16 protein-coding genes are annotated in these 15,475 nt (G+C 71.3%); 6 read left to right on the top strand and 10 right to left on the bottom strand.

The window, feature by feature from the left end; genetic code table 11:
• Positions 1–56: 56 nt before the first annotated feature.
• The 3 genes from ACFYWX_RS05315 (at position 57) to ACFYWX_RS05305 (ending at position 3,336) form a co-directional block, all read left to right on the top strand.
• Positions 57–686 carry a LysE family translocator gene (locus ACFYWX_RS05315; protein WP_389422599.1) on the top strand — a complete coding sequence of 210 codons (630 nt, stop codon included), beginning with the start codon at positions 57–59 and terminating at the stop codon, positions 684–686.
• Positions 687–781: 95 nt separating this feature from the next.
• Positions 782–1,543: a Clp protease N-terminal domain-containing protein gene (locus ACFYWX_RS05310; protein ID WP_389422598.1), complete on the top strand. Its 762-nt coding sequence runs from the start codon at positions 782–784 to the stop codon at positions 1,541–1,543.
• Between the two features lie 95 nt (positions 1,544–1,638).
• Positions 1,639–3,336, top strand: coding sequence for a bifunctional 3'-5' exonuclease/DNA polymerase (locus ACFYWX_RS05305; RefSeq protein WP_389422597.1), 1,698 nt, complete (start codon positions 1,639–1,641; stop codon positions 3,334–3,336).
• A 27-nt stretch (positions 3,337–3,363) separates the two neighbouring features.
• On the opposite strand, the gene ACFYWX_RS05300 is transcribed toward ACFYWX_RS05305, so the two are convergent.
• The 5 genes from ACFYWX_RS05300 to ACFYWX_RS05280 form a co-directional block, all read right to left on the bottom strand.
• On the bottom strand, positions 3,364–6,732 hold the full coding sequence (locus ACFYWX_RS05300) for a BTAD domain-containing putative transcriptional regulator (protein ID WP_389422596.1): 3,369 nt from the start codon (positions 6,730–6,732) through the stop codon (positions 3,364–3,366).
• A 400-nt stretch (positions 6,733–7,132) separates the two neighbouring features.
• Positions 7,133–8,026, bottom strand: coding sequence for a glycosyltransferase family 2 protein (locus ACFYWX_RS05295; protein ID WP_389422595.1), 894 nt, complete (start codon positions 8,024–8,026; stop codon positions 7,133–7,135).
• 107 nt (positions 8,027–8,133) lie between these two features.
• Complete coding sequence (locus ACFYWX_RS05290; protein ID WP_389422594.1) at positions 8,134–8,568, bottom strand: DUF3052 domain-containing protein; 435 nt, start codon at positions 8,566–8,568, stop codon at positions 8,134–8,136.
• Positions 8,569–8,719: 151 nt separating this feature from the next.
• Entirely contained in the window at positions 8,720–9,811 is a 1,092-nt protein-coding gene (locus ACFYWX_RS05285) for a CU044_5270 family protein (RefSeq protein WP_389422593.1), read from the bottom strand.
• Positions 9,808–10,440 (bottom strand): RNA polymerase sigma factor, encoded by a 633-nt coding sequence (locus tag ACFYWX_RS05280; protein WP_389422592.1) that lies wholly within the window; start codon positions 10,438–10,440, stop codon positions 9,808–9,810. Before ACFYWX_RS05280 ends, ACFYWX_RS05285 begins: the two co-directional genes overlap by 4 nt.
• Positions 10,441–10,747: 307 nt before the next feature.
• Here ACFYWX_RS05280 and ACFYWX_RS05275 point away from each other — a divergent pair, with 307 nt between their 5' ends.
• Positions 10,748–11,221 (top strand): hypothetical protein, encoded by a 474-nt coding sequence (locus ACFYWX_RS05275; RefSeq protein ID WP_389422591.1) that lies wholly within the window; start codon positions 10,748–10,750, stop codon positions 11,219–11,221.
• Positions 11,222–11,323: 102 nt separating this feature from the next.
• Here ACFYWX_RS05275 and ACFYWX_RS05270 read toward each other — a convergent pair whose 3' ends face one another.
• Positions 11,324–11,713 (bottom strand): VOC family protein, encoded by a 390-nt coding sequence (locus ACFYWX_RS05270; RefSeq protein ID WP_389422590.1) that lies wholly within the window; start codon positions 11,711–11,713, stop codon positions 11,324–11,326.
• 103 nt (positions 11,714–11,816) lie between these two features.
• Between ACFYWX_RS05270 and ACFYWX_RS05265 the strand changes: the two genes are divergently transcribed.
• Positions 11,817–12,464, top strand: coding sequence for a TetR/AcrR family transcriptional regulator (locus ACFYWX_RS05265; RefSeq protein WP_389422589.1), 648 nt, complete (start codon positions 11,817–11,819; stop codon positions 12,462–12,464).
• 77 nt (positions 12,465–12,541) lie between these two features.
• On the opposite strand, the gene ACFYWX_RS05260 is transcribed toward ACFYWX_RS05265, so the two are convergent.
• Positions 12,542–12,745: a hypothetical protein gene (locus tag ACFYWX_RS05260; RefSeq protein WP_389422588.1), complete on the bottom strand. Its 204-nt coding sequence runs from the start codon at positions 12,743–12,745 to the stop codon at positions 12,542–12,544.
• 18 nt (positions 12,746–12,763) lie between these two features.
• A complete protein-coding gene (locus ACFYWX_RS05255; RefSeq protein ID WP_389422587.1) occupies positions 12,764–13,090 on the bottom strand; it encodes a hypothetical protein in 327 nt (108 codons plus the stop codon).
• A gap of 203 nt (positions 13,091–13,293) precedes the next feature.
• Between ACFYWX_RS05255 and ACFYWX_RS05250 the strand changes: the two genes are divergently transcribed.
• Positions 13,294–13,749 carry a tellurite resistance TerB family protein gene (locus tag ACFYWX_RS05250; protein WP_389422586.1) on the top strand — a complete coding sequence of 152 codons (456 nt, stop codon included), beginning with the start codon at positions 13,294–13,296 and terminating at the stop codon, positions 13,747–13,749.
• A gap of 140 nt (positions 13,750–13,889) precedes the next feature.
• Here ACFYWX_RS05250 and ACFYWX_RS05245 read toward each other — a convergent pair whose 3' ends face one another.
• Both ACFYWX_RS05245 and ACFYWX_RS05240 read right to left on the bottom strand, forming a co-directional pair.
• On the bottom strand, positions 13,890–14,822 hold the full coding sequence (locus tag ACFYWX_RS05245) for a M56 family metallopeptidase (protein WP_389422585.1): 933 nt from the start codon (positions 14,820–14,822) through the stop codon (positions 13,890–13,892).
• Positions 14,823–14,828: 6 nt separating this feature from the next.
• On the bottom strand, positions 14,829–15,218 hold the full coding sequence (locus tag ACFYWX_RS05240; RefSeq protein WP_389422584.1) for a BlaI/MecI/CopY family transcriptional regulator: 390 nt from the start codon (positions 15,216–15,218) through the stop codon (positions 14,829–14,831).
• Positions 15,219–15,475: the final 257 nt, after the last annotated feature.

Genomic DNA, 15,475 nt, shown 5'->3' with positions numbered 1-15,475 from the left:
TCTCACTCCGCGAAACTCGGTCGACCCTCTTCCCTGCGGCTCCAAGCATGCCGCGCATGATGGACATGTCTCTCTACGCGGCGTTCCTCGTCGCCGCCCTCGCGCTCTGTGTCACTCCCGGCCCCGACATGATGTTCGTCATCGCGATGGGAGGCCGGGGCGGTCCCGCGGCCGGTGTGATGGCCGCGTTCGGGGTGGCCTGCGCGATGCTCGTGCACACGGTGGCCGCGGCGTTCGGCCTGTCGACGCTGTTCACGACGTTGCCGACGCTCTATCACGTGCTGCGCTGGGCGGGCGCGGCCTATCTGCTCTACCTCGCCGTCAAGGCGTTCCGGGACCGTTCCGTGCCCACCGCCGAGGGCACCCCGTCGGGTCCCGGAATGCGGCGCGCCTTCTGGCAGGGCGCCGTCACCAACCTGCTCAACCCCAAGGTGATCCTCTTCAACGTGGCGTTCCTGCCCCAGTTCGTGGACCCGTCCCTGGGGCACGTCAGCGGGCAGTTCCTGCTGCTCGGCGCCACGCTCGTGGTCATGGGCTTCCTGTGGGACGGCAGCGTCGGCCTGCTCTCCGGGCGCCTCGCGTCCTTCCTCAGGCGCAGTGCGCGGGTGAACCGGTGGCTGAACGTCGTCTCCGGGACGGTGTTCACGGGGTTGGCGGTGCGGCTGGTGGTGACTTCGCCGAAATAGGAGCGAGGAGCAGGAGCGAGGGGCACGCACGCGTGGAGGCCGGTTCATGTCAACCCGAGGTTGACACCCAACGAGTGTCAACCTACGGTTGACGCATGACGACGAACACGACCATCACGTCATCCGTACGCCTCGACGACCTCATCGCGGCCATCAAGGACGTCCGCGCCGAGCCCCTGGAACAGCTCCAGGACGCGGTGATCGCCGGTGAGCACCTCGGTGAGGTGGCCGACCACCTGATCGGCCACTTCGTCGACCAGGCCCGCCGGTCGGGCGCCTCCTGGACGGACATCGGCAGGAGCATGGGAGTCACCCGGCAGGCCGCCCAGAAGCGCTTCGTGCCGAAGGAGTCGACGGACCTCGACCCCAACGAGGGCTTCAGCCGCTACACGCCCCGCGCGCGGAACGTGGTCGTGGCCGCCCACAACGAGGCCAAGTCCGCCGGCGGCGCCGAGGGGCTCCCCGAGCACCTCGTCCTCGGTCTGCTGGCCGAGCCGGAGGGCCTCGCCGCGAAGGCCCTCGCCGACCAGGGCGTCTTCCTCGACGCCGTCCGCGAGGCGGCGACCGCCGCGCTCCCGCCGGCCGCCGAGAACGCCCCCGAACTGATCCCGTACGGCCCGGCGGCCAAGAAGGCCCTGGAACTCACCTTCCGCGAGGCCCTCCGCCTCGGCCACAACCACGTCGGCACCGAACACATCCTGCTGGCCCTGCTGGAGCACGAGAACGGCGAGGGCGTGCTCAGCGGCCTCGGCATCGACAAGGCGGGGGTCGAGGCGTACGTGACGAAGGTCCTGGCGGAACTGATCAAGAACCGGAAGCAGGAGCAGGGACAGGAGCAGGGACAGGACCAGGAGTAGGAGCAGGAGTAGGAGCAGGGACCGGAAGAGGCTCTCTGACCTGAGGGTTCCTGCGGCCGAGGGCCGTTGTCAGACCCTCCTGCCACACTCGCAGCATGGCCGACAGGTGGGCGCTCGCTCCGGCCGAGGACGGCGGCGCGGAGCTCGCCCCCCTCGGTCCGGACGGGCTGCCCGCGGGGCCGGTGCTGCGGGAGACGGACCTCGCCGAGGCGGTGCGCAGCCGACCGCGGGTGAGCCGTTGGGTGTGGCGCTCGACGGCCGAGGTCTATCCGCGTCTGCTCGCCACGGGGGTGCGAGTCGAGCGGTGCTACGACATCGAGGACGCCGAGACGCTCCTCCTCGGCCACGAGGGGCGCTACGGCGAGCCCCGCTCGGCCGCCGCCGCCCTGGCCCGGCTGCGCGGCGGCCCCGTACCGCCGGATCCGCCGCAGCGGTCGGCCGAACCGGGTGCCCAGTCCTCCCTCTTCGAGCCGGAGGGCGTCCGGCTCCCCCTGGCGGACCTCATCGAGGTCTACGCCGAGCAGCAGCGGCGGCACGACCGGGCCGGGAACCCCGACCGGATGCGGCTGCTGACGGCCGCGGAGTCGGCGGGGATGCTCGTGGCCGCCGAGATGAACCGCGCGGGGCTGCCGTGGAGCGCGGAGGTGCACCGCGAGGTGCTGCACGAACTGCTCGGCGACCGGTACGCGGGCGGGGGCGAGCCGCGCCGTCTGGCCGAGCTGGCCGACGAGGTGTCGACCGCCTTCGGGCGCCGGGTGCGGCCCGATCTGCCCGCCGACGTCATCAAGGCCTTCGCGCAGGCCGGCATCAGGATCAAATCGACCCGCCGCTGGGAGATCGAGTCCCTCGACCATCCGGCGGTGAAGCCGCTCATCGAGTACAAGAAGCTGTACCGCATCTGGGTCGCGCACGGCTGGTCCTGGCTTCAGGACTGGGTGCGCGACGGGCGCTTCCGGCCGGAGTTCCTCGCCGGCGGCACCGTCACCGGCCGCTGGGTGACCAACGGCGGGGGCGCGCTCCAGATCCCCAAGGTCATCCGGCGGGCGGTGGTCGCCGACCCCGGCTGGCGGCTGGTCGTCGCCGACGCGGACCAGATGGAGCCGCGCGTCCTCGCGGCGATCTCTCGCGACCCCGGGCTGATGGAGGTGGCCGGCCGCGAGAGCGACCTGTACCAGTCGGTCTCCGACCGCGCCTTCTCCGGCGACCGCGCCCAGGCCAAGCTCGCCGTGCTCGGCGCGGTCTACGGCCAGACCTCCGGCGACGGACTGAAGAACCTCGCCGCGCTCAGACGCCGCTTCCCCAAGGCGGTGGCGTACGTCGACGAGGCGGCCCGCGAGGGCGAGGAGGGGCGGCTCGTCCGGACGTGGCTCGGGCGGACCTGCCCACCGGTGGCCGGGGCGACGGAGGACGCGGCGGATGGGGCGGGCATCCCGGTCGGGGAGGACGCGGTCGAGGCCGAGGCCGACGGCCGACAGTGGGTCCCCGGCTACGCGTCCACCAACTCCCGTGCCCGTGGCCGCTTCGCCCGCAACTTCGTCGTCCAGGGCAGCGCCGCCGACTGGACCTTGCTGCTGCTCGCCGCACTGCGTCGGACCTGTGCGGACATGGCGGCCGAGCTGGTCTTCTTCCAGCACGACGAGGTGATCGTGCACTGCCCCGAGGAGGAGGCCGACGCGGTGGTCACGGCGATCCAGGAGGCGGCGGACCTGGCGGGACGGCTGACGTTCGGGGAGACGCCGGTGCGGTTTCCGTTCACCACGGCGGTGGTGGAGTGCTATGCGGACGCCAAATGAGCGGCTGAGAGGAAGGGGGTGCGCTGATCAGTTGCCGTCGGCCTCGGCGATCAGCCCTCGGAGTTCCTCCGTGAGCGCCTTCTCGTCCGTTCCGTCCAGCGCGGCGAAGGCGGCGCGCCACTCCTCGTACGCCTCCTCGGGCCGCCCCGACTCGCGCAGCAGGAGCCCGTGCTGGTGGCGGGCCAGGCCGCCCATGTAGGGGTCGGCGCGGGCGTCCGCGCGGCGGAGCAGTTCGGCGCACTCGTGCAGAGCGCGGTCGGCACGGCCGAGAGGGCGCAGGGCGCGTACCAGTCCGAGCCTGGTCTGGGACTCGCCGTGCCAGTCGCCGTGGCCACCGAGGATGCGCAGGCTCTCCTCGAAGTGGGGCAGGGCCGCGGCCGGTTCGCCCAGGGTGAGGTGGGCGTAGCCGATGTTGCAGTGCGCGGAGTGCTGCACGAGGACCGCGCCGATCCTGACGCCGATGGCGAGTGAGCGGCGGTGCTGCTCGATGGCCGCGCGCGCGTCGGTGTGCTCGTACAGGTTGCCCAGGTGGCTGTGGGTGACGGCCTCGCCGTGCGGGTCGCTCAGCTGCCGCGAGTACTCCAGGCTCTGCAGCAACGCCTCCCGCGACTCCTCGTACCGTCCGAGCCCTTCGAGCAGCAGTCCCCGGTTGTTGAGGCAGCGCCGGATGCGGGTCAGCCGGCCGAGCCGCCGCCAGATCGACAGGGCCCGGTCGTTGAGGGAGAGGGCGTCGTTCAGACGGCCGGTCAGAAAGTGCACGCCGGCCAGATCGACCAGCGCGTACGCCTCGGCGTCCTGGTCTCCGAGCCACCGCGCCACCCGAAGGGCGGACCGCCCGAGCGTCTCCATCTCGGCGGCACGGCCACTGCGCTGGACATAGGGGAAGAGGAGACGCACGAGGGTCGAGACGTGCGCGGCGGTGCGGTCGTCGGGAGCGGCGGCGGTGCGCTCGACCAGCGTGACGACGTTCTCCAGCTCCAGCTCGCCCCAGGCGAAGGCCTGTTCGGGACTGTCGAAGGGCGGTACGGCCCGGACGTGCGCCGCGTGGTCGACGGGTTGTGCGGTGGTCGGGCGGCGGCGGTCGTCCTGGTCGAGGCCGGCCTCGACGATGGCTGTGAGGGTGCGCTCGGCGACGGCGGCGTACCAGCGCAGGGACGTTGTGGCGATGTCGATGGGGGGCTGGGGGTGGGCGGCGGGTTCGGTGGCACCTGCGGTCATGGCAGCCCCGGCAGTCCCTGCGGGTTCCGCGTTGCCGGTGTACTCGGCGGTGTCCGTGTACTCGGCGTTCTCCGCGTACTCGGCGTTCTCCGCGTACTCGGCGTTCTCCGCGTACTCACGTTCCGCCAGCTCGCGGGCGAAGTCGCGCACGAGGTCGTGGGGTGCGTAGCGGCCGTACGCCGACTCCTCCAGGAGGGCCACGTCGACCAGGCGGTCGAGGGCGGCTTCGGCGCGCCGCTCGTCGGTGCCGGTGAGACGGGCCAGCAGGGGCGCGCCGTACGCGGGCAGGTCGAGCGCGCCCACACGCCGCAGCACGAGGGCGGCGTCCCGGTCGGCCTCGCGGTCGGAGGCGGCGAGCGCGTCGTGGGCGACGGCGAGGGAGCGGCGCACGCTCAGGTCGTCGTACTCGAGGTGGTGCAGCCGTCCGCCGCTGGCCGCCAGTTGTCCGGCGAGCACGTCGGCGGTCAGGGCACGGCGTGCGGCGAGCCGGGCGGCGACGACACGAAGGGCGAGCGGGAGGCGGCCGGTGAGTTCGACGAGCGGGTGGCCGGCGCCGAGACCGTCCCGTCCCGAGACCGCGCGCAGCAGCGCCGCGCTGTCCTCGTCGGACAGGGGAGCGAGTGGGAAGCGCCGGGCGCCGTCGAGGGCGGTCAGCGGCGAGCGGCTGGTGACGATCACCGCGCATCCGGCACCGGCCGGCAGCAGCGGACGCACCTGGGCGGCGCTCGCGGCGTCGTCGAGCACCATGAGCGTGCGGGTCGGCGCGAGCAGGGAGCGCAGCAGGGCGGCGGCCGCGTCCGGGTGTTCGGGGACACGACGGGGCTCGACGCCGAGGTCACGCAGCAGGGCGGCGAGGGCCTGGCCGGGGGTGAGCGGGGCCATGCCCGGGGTGGCGCCGTGCAGATTGACGTACAGCTGGCCGTCGGTGAAGCGTTCACGCAGCCCGTGCGCCACGTGCAGCGCGAGCGCGCTCTTGCCGACGCCGGCCATGCCGCTGATGACGGCGACGGGGGTGCGTCCGCGGGTATCGCTGCTGTCGGGGTCCGCGGTGTCCGTGGCCGGGGCGTCGGCGGTCGGGGCGTCGGCGGCCGGGGCGTCGGTGGCCAAGGTCCGGCGCAGGAGGCGTAGGGCGTCGGCGCGGCCGGTGAAATGCGCGGGAGGTGGGGGGAGCTGAGCCGGGCGGGGTGTGTCCGGGGCATCAGGAGTGATGTGCTGGCGGCCGGAAGGCTCGTCGGACCGGGAGCCGTCTTCCCGCGGCGAGGCGGCGGCACCGTACTCGGCACTGTCATCGCCCTCCGGGGCAGCAAGGCGCTCCGAGGCACCAGCCCCCTCCGCGACCTGAACGTCGTCCCCGTACAGAGCACCGCCCTCCGGCGAAGCAACCCGCAGCACCTCCACGTGCGCCTCGCGCACCGCCGGCCCCGGTTCGATGCCGAGTCCCTCGACGAGGCGGGCGCGCAGGTCGCGGTGGACGGCCAGCGCCTCGGCCTGGCGGCCGGTGCGGTGCAGGGCGAGCATCAGCTGGCGGTGGTACGCCTCGCGCAACGGATGCTCGGCGGCCAGCGCCGTCAGCTCCGGTACGAGGCCGTCGAGCCGCCCACCCCCGAGGGCCAGTTCGGCGTCGTACCGCCACTCCAGCAGGAGCAGCCGTGCCTCCTGGAGGCGCTGCACGAACGCGTACCCGCCCAGTTCGGCGGGGAGCCCGCTGAGCGGCGCGCCGCGCCACAGTGCGAGCGCGGCGGCGCACTCGCGCACCACGCGCTCCCAGTTCCGGGCGGCGTACGCACCGCGTGCCGCGGCGACGTGCCGCTCGAAGACGTGGACGTCCAACTCGCCCTGTTCCACGCGCAGCAGGTATCCGGGCGGCACCGCCCGCAGCCGTTCGGGGTCGTCGAGGAGCCGTCGCAGCCGGGCCACGTGGTTGTGCAGCGAGGCCTGCGCCGATGCGGGCGGCGCGCCACCCCACAGCGCGTCCTTGAGTGACGCGACCGGAACGACACGTCCGGCTTCCAGCAGCAGCACGGCGAGCAGGACTCGCACCTTGGGGCTGCCGACGGTCCGGATTTCGCATCCACTGCCGGGGCCGGCGTCACCGACGCCGCTCTGTACGCCGTTTTGGCCCTCGTCGTCGTACAGGACCGGCGGCCCCAGCAGTCCGAACCGCAGCGCGCATCGCATCACGCCGCTTCACTGCCTTCCCGCGCGTCCACGCTCGGCCGCGCTCCCTGCGGGTCCCCGCCGCTTCTGGCGCGTTTCCGCCCGTCCCAGGGCGGTTTCCCGCCAGCCACTTCCTGACGGACCGCCACCGGATTCCGCCGACTCACCGCCCGTTTCCCTTAATTGTTGCAGCGACTTCAGGCCATGAGCCCGACAGCCGCACGGAGAACCGTTGGCCACATGTTAGCGATCCGTTGGCGTGGCCTGATGTGATCAATACATCGGATCTGGCCCGACGGTGCGCGCGTATGACGCGTTGCTCGGGGGAGTGTCGCCGCCGCGGCCGGATCCGGGGACGCAGGAAGGCCCCGGTCGGCGGAGGTGAACGACCGGGGCCTTCCTGCGTCCTGTTCTCAGTGGGTCAGATGACCGGCGGCCGCCCGAGCCGCGTCAGTCGCCACACCGTGCGCCAGCGCATGGGCCGCCGCTCACCGGCCGGCTCGCGCATCCCCTCCGCGAACCCGCCGAACCACGCCCGCAGACCGCCGAGCGACCGGGTCCGCAGGAGCGTGGCGAGCATCCACACCCCCAGGTGCACCGGGATCAGCGGCAGCGGCAGCCTGCGCCTGACCAGCCAGACCCGGTTGCGGGCGGTCACGCGGTAGTAGATGGCGTGCCGGGCGGGCGAGGTCTTGGGGTGCTGGAGCAGCAGTTCGGGCGCGTAGAGGATGCGCCAGCCGGCGTCCGCGGCCCGCCACGCCAGGTCGGTCTCCTCGTGGGCGAAGAAGAACTCGGCGGGCCAGTCGCCGGTCTCGTCGAGCATGGCCATGCTCAGGGCGTGCCCACCGCCGAGGAACCCGGTGACATAACCGCCCTGCATCGGGTCGGAGGCCCCGACCCTGGGCACGTGCCTGCGCTGGGTCTCCCCGTGCTCGTCGGCGATGCGGAAGCCGACGATGCCGAGGCGCGGGTCGGCCGCGAACAGGTCCCGTACGCGGCGCAGCACATCGGCGTCGACGAGCAGCCCGTCATCGTCGAGTTCGACCACGACGTCCACGTCGGCGAACTCCCGCAGCCGTGCGAGGGCGACGTTGCGCCCGCCGGGGCAGCCGAGGTTCTCGTCGACCTCGATGGCGGTGACCTCACCCGGCAGGGACAGCCGCCGCGCGAACTCGGGCAGCGGGCAGCCGTTCCCGACGATCACGATGCGGGTGGGCGGGAGGTCCTGCTTGGCCACGGACTCCAGCAGGGCATCGACCTCGGCGGGCCGGTTCCCCATGGTCACCACGGCGACCGCGATCCTCGGCTCCACCACGTCCCTCACACCCCATCCGGCCTCCGACGGCGCTCGCGGCCTGTCCGCGCGACGCCCGTCGTTCACCAAGATGTTGCCTCACGTCCGAAGGTTGTCCTGAAACCGGCTCACTTTGCGTCCGTTTTACGGCGATTTTCCTTGCGCCGGACGAATTTCAGCCCCGACCAGTCCTCCCCCAGCGCGGCGACCTTCACGTCGACGACCCCGAGCGGCAGGAACAGCTCCCGCAGCCGGTTCTCGGTGATGTCGCTGACATGCCCGGCGGCCTTGCGGGGCCAGGCGATCCAGAGCATGGCGTCGTCGGCGAGGTCCCGCACGAGCACCGGCGCCGCCGCGGCCGGCTCCCGCTCCTCCCGGAAGAAGGCGACGGTGACATCGGCCCGCCCCACCGCCCGATCGACGACCTCGCACCCCTCGGGGAGCCCGGGGATGTCCCACGCGGCCGGCGCGCCCAGAAGCCGCACCCGATGCCCGGCCTTGACTCCGATCTTCCTGGCGAGCGGCGTACCGGAGTAGCCACCCTCCCCACCGACTCCGCTCACACCCGTCACCTCCACTCCCCCGATCCTCCTCCCTACTCTGCGACCCGGAGCAACGCTCGGCCCCTCGAACCGCATCCGCCGGAGGCCCCGGGTCGGAAGAGCCTGACCCGGGGCCTCAGCGGGGCTGCCTTCGGCCCACTCGGTGACACGGTCAGCTCTGGCGCTCGGTCCTGGTACGTCCCGCGTCGGCGGGCCGTCGGCCGGCTTCGTCGACGACGCCGTGTTCCAGCTCGGCCGCGCCGGACAGCAGCGTCCCGGCCTTTCCGTACGAGGCGTCCTTGATCAGATAGCTGCGGGAGCCGAGGAAGGAGTAGTCCTTCTCGTGGAAGACCCACTCCGTCCGGATGCCGTAGCGCGTGTCGTCTCGGGCGATGCCGAGGCCCCGGCGGCCGATCGCGTCGCGGGCCTGCGGGTCCGGGGTGACGCCGGGGATCTTCGCCGCGGCCCGGTAGAGGGCGGCCGCCGTACGGGGCGGCATCAGCCCGCCGAGCAGGGATCCGATCTGCTCGAACACCGCCTGGTCGCGTTCCCGGCTCTGCGCGGTCGGAGTTTTGGCGTACAGATAGGCCAGCAGCTCGTCGGGGTCGGTGGGCAGGGCGCTGAGCCAGCTGTAGGTGGGCCGGTTGATGCCGGCCGGTGTCCCGTCGGTGTCACCGAGTTGGGCGTTGATGGGGAGGGTCTCACCGTCCTCCCGGATCAGGCCGAGCTTGTGCAGGGGCCCCGGCTCCTGCGCGGCCCACACCTCACGGTCCATGAGAGGGCCGAGGACGGCCTTACCGCTGGTCAGGTCGGCCCCGCGGACCTTCTCCCGGGTGTAGACGAACTGGTCGTCCCGCACGGTGGGCGTGGCGTGCTTCTCCGCGGCGACGGAGATCCGGTCCAGGAGCGCCGCGGCGGGCTGCATGTCGGTGGCCGCACGGTGCGAGGCGGTGTCGGAGGGCTTGCCGTCGCTGCCGTTCAGGGCCATCCCCGCGGCCAGCGCGCAGGCCAGGGTCAGCGCGGTCGCCGGCACGAGGAGCGCGGGCCGCAGCAGCCGACGGGCCGGGCGGGCACGGGCGGCCTGGTCGCGGGCGGCCTGGTCGCGGGTGGCCTGGTCGCTGTCGATGTGGTGCATCAGCAGGTCCTTGTGTCGAAGGTGCTGCTCGCGCGGAAGGTCCCAGTCGGCCGGGGCCGGCAGCAGGCGGGCGATCTCCTCGCGGTCGCCGTTGCGCTCCGGGGAAGCGCCGTTGGTCTTGCCGTTCATGTGAGCTCCTCCCGTACGGGCAGGGCCGCGATCGCGGCCGCACTTGTCATCTCTCCGCGGCCGGTGGGCAGTTCCCGGCCTTCTTCCGCGAGGCGGGCGAGCTTCTTGCGGGCACGCGAGAGGCGGGACCGTACGGTGCCGACGGCGATGCCCAGCGCTTCTGCCGTCTGCTGGTAGTCCAGGCCGGACCAGACGCACAGGGCCAGCACCTCCCGCTCCTGGCGTCTCAGCCGGCCCAGGGCGGCCTGCACGGCACGCAGGCGCCGTGCGTCGTCGATGCGCCCGACCGTCCGGGGCGCGAAGTCCTCCTCCGCACGTGGCTGCGGCTGGCGCGCCAGGAACAGCTGCCGTCTGCGCAGTCCCCTGCGGGCGTTGTCCGCCTTGTGGGTGGCGATGCCCAGCAGCCAGGGCAGCAGGGAGCCGCCGTCCTCCTGCACACGTGCGCGGGTCCGCCACGCGGTCAGGAACGTTTCGGACATGATCTCTTCGGCCGTCGACCAGTCGCCGGTCAACCGCAGCGCGTGGTTGTACACGGCGCGGGCGAACTCCTCGTACAGCTGGGCGAACGCCTCACGGTCCCCCTCGCGCACGCGGCGGCGTACATCGTTTTCTGAGTCCCTCACGACCATTTCTCTCCGCGACCCGGGAGGAGTTCCTGTGGTCTGCGTCACGCATCACCATAAGGGATCTTTTATCTACTGTCCGAAATGTTCGAAAGTTCCAGCGAGGGAGAACTGGCCGAATAGAGCTGAACCTCAGAGTTCACTTTCAGCCCACTCTTGCCTTTCCTATCGCTCTCCATAAGATTCATATGTCGCACGGAAGGCCGGACTTGATACGCCGGAGAAATTCGGAGGAAAAGAGGAAAACCGGAAACGCGCGCCGGCCTGGAACGTCAGCGACACATTATCCATCCATCAAGGCCAGGAGTTTTCAGTGAACCTCATGTCAGGAAGCCGGACCCTCTCGACCATCACCGTCGCCATCGCCTCTTTATCCATCTCGGCGATCTCGGCCGTCTCGGCAAACGCCTCGAACGCGCCGACTGCCGTGCCCGCACACTCTGCGGCCGCTCCGGTGCAGTGGTCGGCAACCCACGGTTCCGCCACCGCCTCCGGTACCCGATGGACCGAACAGAGCGGCACCGCAACAGTTCTCGTGGTCGAGGGGCAACTGCGGAACACCGGCACCGAATGCTCTTCGGTCTGGGTCCAGTGGACCCGCGACTTCGTCTCTTCTCCATATACAAAACAGGCCACACAATGCGGTAGCGAGGTCTCCCCCGTCAACGTGCGGCTGAACCCTTATCGACTGACCACCACCGGTCGGCTGAAGGTGTGCCGTGGCACCACGGACACGAACGACTGCGGAACGGCCGTATCCCTGACCACTTGGCCGATCAGCAACTAGGGGAGCTTCGGCGGCGTCCTGGACGGTGGCGTCGGGCGGGAGCGGCAGCGCCTGGGCGAGATACCCGGTGCCACCGGGCGCTGTCGAGGTGGCGTATCCCGGTCAGGCCTCTGCGGGTTGCGTCCACTCGACGAACTGGACGACGACTCCGTTGGGGGCGGTGACCTGGAAGAGCCGCTCCCCCCACGGCTCCTCGCGCAGAGGCATGGTGATGGCCACACCCTGCTCCCGAAGCCGCTTTTCCTCGCCCTCGAGGCCGGTGACGGTGAACGCCAGGATGAGCCCCGACGCGCGCTGGTCGCGCTGCTCGGCGGGCAGGACGTCGACGCCACGACGCAGCAGAACGATGTCGACCGCCGCGCCCTCGCGGGTCAGCGAGGCGAATCCGTCGGCGGCGGCCACCTCGCTGTAGCCGAGGTGGGTGGTGAAGAACGCGTGGGAGGCGGCCACGTCGTCGACGGTGAGCGACACGGTTGAGGCGGTGATCTGCACGGTGTCTCCTCTCGGGAAGCGAAAAATTTACGACGGACGTAAATTTATATGCAACCTACCAAGGGAGTCAACGTATTTTTACTACGAGCGTAAGATTGCCCTCATGCCTATCGACACGACGGACACGACGGGACTCCGGGAGTCCAAGAAGCGCGAGACACGGCAGCTGATCTCCGACCATGCGACCCGGCTGTTCCTGGACCAGGGCTTCGAGCAGACGACGATCGCCGAGATCGCCACCGCGGCCCGGGTCGCGAAGAAGACGGTCACCAACTACTTCCAGCGCAAGGAGGACCTGGCCCTCGACCACCAGGAGGAGTTCGTCGCCGGCCTGGCCGAGGCCGTGGCCGCCCGCACGGCGGGAGAGTCCGCGCTGGGCGCGCTGCGCGGCGCGTTCCTCACGGCGGTAGAGCAGCACAACCCCGTGGCAGGCTTCAGCGGTCCGGACTTCTCCCGGATGATCGCCGAGAGCCCCACCCTCACCGCCCGGCTGCGCGACCTCCACGACCAGCGAGAGCACGCACTCGCCCAGACCCTCGCGGCGACCACCGGCACCCCCGACGACGACATCACCCCCCGCGCCGTCGCCGCCCAACTCGGCGCCGCCCACCGGCTGCTGTTCCAGCGCATCCAGGAGCTGACCCTCGCCGGACACGACAACACCCACATCGCCACCGTGGTCACCCGCGAAGCGGTTCAGGTGTTCGCACTGCTGGAACCGGGCCTGAGCGAGTACGCCATCGCCTCTTGAGCCTCGAAACAACGAAAAGGCCAGGTCGCGGGCTACGTGACCTGGCCTTCGTCTGAGCCGCCTCCTGACAGGCGTCGTCAGAGGCGGGTGACGGCGTCGACCATCAGGTCGCGCGGGGTGCCGGTGCCGGTGTTGTTGGCACCGCCGGAGTTGTGCCAGAGGAAGAGCTTGACGCCACGGGCGTCGGCCTCAGCGGCGATGCGCTCCAGCGGGACGCGGTTGCCGGCCGCGTCGGTCATCTGGTCCCAGCGAGCGTCGACAAGCGCGTACGGCCAGCTCATCTCCTTGCCCAGGTCGAATCAACGGAGGGTCTGTTCCAGGCTCTTGGGGCTGTTGTGATCCATCATCCAGCTGAAGGTCGCGGCCCCGGGCCGGACCCAGGAGGTGTCGTCCAGCCGGCAGGGCACACCGAGGTCGGTGGCGAGGGTCGTCCCCGCCACCTGCGCGGCGGTCCGGGCCACCGCGACGAAGCGCCAGGGCGTCTGCCACGCCTCGCTGACCTGCGGGGTGCCGGGGCCGAGGGTGCCGAGCGCCTCGTCGTCGTAGGGTTCTTCGCCAAGCTCGGACTGTCCCCCACCGACGGCGGTCACCGCCGGGTCCAGGCTGTACTCGCCTACCTCGACCACCGACGACCCCCATGAACCGACCGCTCGCCACCCGGCGGTCGAACTGCACCGCCCCGAAGCCCTTCCCGACCTGCTCCGCCCACCCTGGAACGGCTGGAACTTATCCGCAGGCCCGCTAGTTTCTACGTTGTTGTAGATATTGCTGGGGTGCCGGCCCGCGGTTGGGGCGGGCGGGACCTTCAATCCGAACGTATGGAGTTCTCATGGCCCTGTGGGACCGCTTCAAGGAGTCCGCGTCGACGATGCAGACCCAGCTGATGGCGAAGAAGAACGACCTCAAGAGCGGCGCCTTCCGCGACGCGAGCATGGCGATGTGCGCACTGGTCGCCGCGGCCGACGGCACCATCGACCCCTCCGAGCGGCAGCGCGTGGCCCAGCTGATCGCCACCAACGAGGTACTGCAGAACTTCGACGCCATGGACCTTCAGCGGCGCTTCGACGAGAACCTCAACAAGCTGACCACCGACTTCGCCTTCGGCAAGGTCAGCGTCCTGCAGGAAGTCGCCAAGGCGAAGAAGAAGCCCGCCGAGGCCCGTGCCGTCATCCAGATCGGCATCGTCATCGGCGGCGCCGACGGCGACTTCGACAAGACCGAGCAGGCCGTCGTAAGGGAGGCGTGCTTCACCCTCGACCTGCCGCCGCACGAGTTCGACCTCTGATCGAACGCGGTACGGGCGTCGGACCGGTGCCGACCGAGGCACCGGCCCGACGTGCGGTACGGGCGTTGGACCGGTGCCGACCGAGGCACCGGCCCGACGTGCCGTCCCTGTTCGCGCGGTCCCTGGAGCGGCTGGAGCGGCTAGAGCGGCGTCGCCGCGTGCAGGATGAAGGCCAGCGTCAGAGCGGCGTTCGCGGACGACATGGCCGACACGGCCGTCCCGGCGGCCGCCGTCCACGCCGCCATCCCCACCGCCGTGAACGCGGACGGCCAGGTGCGCGTCGCGGGTGCCGGGGCGAGGAGGGCGGCCACTCGGCGCGGCACGGGCCCGGGCGCGGCGAATCCCGCGAGCGTGGGCACGGGAGTGCCACGGGAGACCAAGGCCGCCTTGCCGATCGCCCGCGCCACGGCGCGGCGGCTTCCGACAGCCTCAGCCGCTTCCTCGTCCGCCCACCGCTCCGTCGTACAGGACACCGCCGTACGCAGCGGATACAGGAACGGGTTGGCCTGCGCGGCCAGTCGGACGGCGAGCAGGAAGCGGTGGTGGCGGGCGGTGAGATGCGCGCGTTCGTGAGCGAACAGAGCGCGCCGCTCGGCCGGTTCGAGGCAGGACAGCAGCCCCGTAGTCACCACGACCCGGTCGCGCCTCCCGCCGGGCAGCGCGTAGGCATAAGGTTCTTCGTCGGGCAGCACCGCCACCTCGGTCCCCGGCAGGCCGACCAGCGCCCGATGGGCCCGGCGGCGCACCCGCCAGTGGCGCCACAGGGTTCCACCACACGCGGCGACCACCGCGAGCAGGGCCGGTACGGCCGCCCGCCCGGCGACCTCGTCGTACGGCACCGCCTGGCGCACCTCCGGATCCGACCACCCGTCGGGCAGCGGGTTGCCGGGCAACTGGGCGGTTCCCACCACCATCAACAGCCCCAGGCACACGGAACTGCACGTCGCCATGGCCCCCGCCAGCCCGGTCAGCAGCCGCGTCGCGGTGCGGGGATGCAGATGCTGCTCGGCGAGGCGGGCGATCGGCCACGCCGTGAGCGGCAGGACCAGCGGAAGAAAGACGAACACCCCCATGAGGCTTCAGTCTTCCCCTTCGTCCTTCGCTCGAGTCAGCAGGTCCCGCAGAAGCCGTTCGTCGCCCGGCTCCAGGGAGGTGACGAAGCTGGCCAGGACCGCTTCCCGGTCGCTCTCGCCGTCCAGCAGCTTGCGCATCTTGTGCGCGGCGAGCCCGGCCTGATCGGAGACCGGCGTCCATGCAAAGGACCGGCCTCTACGTTCGCGGGTCACCGCCCCCTTGGCCAGCAGCCGCGTGAGGATGGTGATCACCGTCGTGTAGGCGAGGTCCCCGCCGACGCGGTCCTGCACCCAGCCCGCACTCGCCGAACCGTCCGCCTCGCACAAGGCCAACAGGACCAGCCCCTCCAGCTCGCCCTGCCCCCGGCGCCGGGGACGCTGCCGCTGGTTCGTCACACCCTCTCTCCCTTCCGCTGCCCCGCAGTTCACGGGCGGTCCATCGTAAAGACCCCCGACACGGCTTCGCTGCCGGCGAGCAGCGTGAGCCCTCCCGCACAACCTCTACAAAATCGTAGAAGCCCCGCTGCCGAGGCGTTCCCTTTCCGCGGCGCGCGGAGAGACCGACGAGAGGAGAGGACAGACCGACGAGAGGAGCGGAGAGACCAACGGGAGGAGAGGACAGACCGACGGGAGGAGAGGACAGACAGTGATCG

It is taken from the genome of Streptomyces sp. NPDC002888, assembly GCF_042888465.1.
Taxonomy (GTDB): domain Bacteria; phylum Actinomycetota; class Actinomycetes; order Streptomycetales; family Streptomycetaceae; genus Streptomyces.
Note: the sequence above shows the minus strand (reverse complement) of the source record. Positions and strands in the feature narration are given on the sequence as shown.

Excerpts from the sequence above, each read along its gene's own strand:
- ACFYWX_RS05315 (WP_389422599.1), top strand. The coding sequence starts at position 57 with ATGATGGACATGTCTCTCTACGCGGCGTTCCTCGTCGCCGCCCTCGCG.
- ACFYWX_RS05310 (WP_389422598.1), top strand. The coding sequence starts at position 782 with ATGACGACGAACACGACCATCACGTCATCCGTACGCCTCGACGACCTC.
- ACFYWX_RS05305 (WP_389422597.1), top strand. The coding sequence starts at position 1,639 with ATGGCCGACAGGTGGGCGCTCGCTCCGGCCGAGGACGGCGGCGCGGAG.
- ACFYWX_RS05300 (WP_389422596.1), bottom strand. The coding sequence starts at position 6,732 with ATGCGATGCGCGCTGCGGTTCGGACTGCTGGGGCCGCCGGTCCTGTAC.
- ACFYWX_RS05285 (WP_389422593.1), bottom strand. The coding sequence starts at position 9,811 with ATGAACGGCAAGACCAACGGCGCTTCCCCGGAGCGCAACGGCGACCGC.
- ACFYWX_RS05280 (WP_389422592.1), bottom strand. The coding sequence starts at position 10,440 with ATGGTCGTGAGGGACTCAGAAAACGATGTACGCCGCCGCGTGCGCGAG.
- ACFYWX_RS05265 (WP_389422589.1), top strand. The coding sequence starts at position 11,817 with ATGCCTATCGACACGACGGACACGACGGGACTCCGGGAGTCCAAGAAG.
- ACFYWX_RS05260 (WP_389422588.1), bottom strand. The coding sequence starts at position 12,745 with ATGAGCTGGCCGTACGCGCTTGTCGACGCTCGCTGGGACCAGATGACC.
- ACFYWX_RS05250 (WP_389422586.1), top strand. The coding sequence starts at position 13,294 with ATGGCCCTGTGGGACCGCTTCAAGGAGTCCGCGTCGACGATGCAGACC.
- ACFYWX_RS05245 (WP_389422585.1), bottom strand. The coding sequence starts at position 14,822 with ATGGGGGTGTTCGTCTTTCTTCCGCTGGTCCTGCCGCTCACGGCGTGG.